This is a genomic window from Actinomadura harenae, from assembly GCF_003696215.1.
Classification (GTDB): domain Bacteria; phylum Actinomycetota; class Actinomycetes; order Streptosporangiales; family Streptosporangiaceae; genus Spirillospora; species Spirillospora harenae.
The window spans coordinates 1-2207 of record NZ_RFFG01000251.1 but is presented as its reverse complement, the minus strand read 5'-3'; the positions used below and the strand labels follow the sequence as shown (position 1 = coordinate 2207).

General features: G+C 71.0%; 3 protein-coding genes. 2 read left to right on the top strand and 1 reads right to left on the bottom strand.

Annotated features, from left to right (window positions below):
- Nucleotides 1–119: 119 nt before the first annotated feature.
- Entirely contained in the window at nt 120–599 is a 480-nt protein-coding gene (locus tag EBO15_RS43275; RefSeq protein ID WP_199745191.1) for a MarR family winged helix-turn-helix transcriptional regulator, read from the bottom strand.
- Nucleotides 600–739: 140 nt separating this feature from the next.
- On the opposite strand from EBO15_RS43275, the gene EBO15_RS43270 reads away from it, so the two are divergent.
- A complete protein-coding gene (locus EBO15_RS43270) occupies nt 740–1627 on the top strand; it encodes an NmrA/HSCARG family protein (protein ID WP_122200200.1) in 888 nt (295 codons plus the stop codon).
- Between the two features lie 14 nt (nt 1628–1641).
- A complete protein-coding gene (locus EBO15_RS43265) occupies nt 1642–2058 on the top strand; it encodes a MarR family winged helix-turn-helix transcriptional regulator (RefSeq protein ID WP_122200199.1) in 417 nt (138 codons plus the stop codon).
- The last annotated feature ends 149 nt before the right edge of the window (nt 2059–2207 follow it).

Sequence of the window (2207 nt, the reverse complement as noted above, 5' to 3'; positions counted from 1 at the left end):
GTCCGGTGAGTGCACACGAGCACCTCCCGACCAGGGCCGACAGATCCCGTTGAGGACCCAAGGTCAGTCAGTCGGCGGGTCAGACCCCGGACGGGAGGTGCTCACCTCCATCATCACTGTCAGTCGGGTTTCGGCTGGGAGCGCAGGTGGCGGGCTTGGGCGTGGCCGAGGTCGTGGGCCCGGCGCATGTGCCGGGTGATCACGGCCAGTTCCTCGTCGGTGTGCTCGTCCAGGAGCGCCTGCCAGCCCTGGCCCAGGTCGTCCCACACCGCGGTGACCCGCGCGACGCGTTCGGGGGCGGGGGAGACCAGGACGCGGCGGCGGTCTTGCGGGTCGGGCGCGCGGGTGACGTACCCCTGGCGTTCGAGCCGGTCCACCAGCCGGGTGGCGGACCCGGTGGTGAGGCCGGTCATGTCAGCGATCTGCTTGACCGTGAGCGGCTCGGATTCGGCGGTGAGCAGGCTCAGGGCCTGCACGTCGGTCGGGTGCAGCCCGAGGTGATCGGCGATCGCCTGGTTGAGGAGCACGTACGACGCCAGATAGCGGCGGGACGCCATCGACAGCTCGCAGGACAGTCGGGCCCGGTGCGCGTCTGTCATCTGGATCACACTCCCATTTCGCCTGGTTCGCCCCGAATATCGCTGCGTGGTGCAGCGATCGTGGGCTAGTCTGCTGCGCGACGCAGTCAATGTGTAGCGCAGTCAATGTGTCGCGCAGCTATTCTATCGCTGGGAGAATCATGCTCACCATCGCCGTCACCGGAGCGACCGGGGCCCAGGGCGGAGCCACCGCCCGCGCGCTGCTGGCCGCCGGCCACCGGGTGCGCGCCCTCACCCGCCGTCCCGGCGCGCCCGCCGCCGACACCCTGCGGGACCTCGGTGCCGAAGTGCGTCGCGCCGACTTCGACGACCCCGCCTCCCTGGCGGCGGCCCTCGCCGGAGCCGACTCCCTCTTCGCGGTCACCACACCGTTCGGCACCGACCCCGCCACGGAGACCCGCCAGGGCAAGGCCCTCGTCGACGCCGCCTCGGACGCCCGCCTCGGCCACGTCGTGTTCACGTCCGTCGCCCACGCCGACCGCGGTACCGGCATCCCGCACTACGAGAGCAAGCACCTGGTCGAACAGCACCTGCGCGCCGCCGGCGTGCCCTGGACGATCATCGCCCCGGCGGCGTTCATGGACAACTACGCCAGTGGCTGGACCCTCGACGGCCTGCGTGGCGGCACGTTCGCCTGGCCCATGCCCGCCGACCGGCCGCTCACCCTCATCCCCGCCGTCGACATCGGTGCCTTCGCGGCGCTGGCCCTCCAGCGCCGCGACGAGTTCGCCGGGCACCGCATCGACATCGCCTCCGATGAGCGCACCCCCGCGCAGCTGGCCGACATCCTCGCCTCCGCCACCGGCCGTCCCATCACCCACCAGCAGGTGCCTCTGACCCGGGTCCGGACCTGGTCCACCGACCTGGCCGCCATGTTCGACTACTTCTCCACCACCGGCCTGGACGTCGACGTCGCCGGCCTGCGACGCGACCACCCCGAGGTCGGATGGCACGGCTTCGCCGACTGGGCCACCGCCCAGGACTGGCCCGCACTCCTGTCCGCGCCGGTCTCCGACACCCGCCACTGAGGAATGGACCATCCATGAAACCGATCGGCTACTGGCTCAACCGCGCCGACCAGGCCATCACCCACCACATGAACGCCGCGCTCCAGGAGTACGGCCTCACGCGGATCGCCTGGCAGGTCCTCAACGTCATCCAGGACACCCCCGGCGCGACCGACGCCGACGTCCTGTCCGTCCTGTCCGCGAACGCGGACACCGCCACGCTGACCGCCGCCATCGACACCCTGCTCACCGACGGCTGGGCAACCCGACCGGCATCCCACCACCTCAGCCTGACGGCGGACGGCCGCACACGCCTGGCCACGGTCTCCCGCCGCATCGACGCCTTCCGCGCACTCTCCACGGACGGCATCTCCGACGACGACTACCGCACCGCCGTCAACGTCCTCGAGCGCATGACCCACAACCTCCAGCCCGCCGACCCCACCGAATGAACCGTCCCCGACGGTGGGCAGAGGCTAGTGCGCTGACCGGAAATGATCACCGGGTTGGGTGACACGCCGTCGGGCTTGCCGGGTTCGGGCGGGTTCTGTGTCCAGACTCGATCCCGTCGGGATCGAGTCTGGGGAGGTGGCGGGTGGCG

Coding starts and splice junctions, on each gene's coding strand:
- EBO15_RS43270 (WP_122200200.1), top strand. CDS start 740: ATGCTCACCATCGCCGTCACCGGAGCGACCGGGGCCCAGGGCGGAGCC.
- EBO15_RS43275 (WP_199745191.1), bottom strand. CDS start 599: ATGACAGACGCGCACCGGGCCCGACTGTCCTGCGAGCTGTCGATGGCG.
- EBO15_RS43265 (WP_122200199.1), top strand. CDS start 1,642: ATGAAACCGATCGGCTACTGGCTCAACCGCGCCGACCAGGCCATCACC.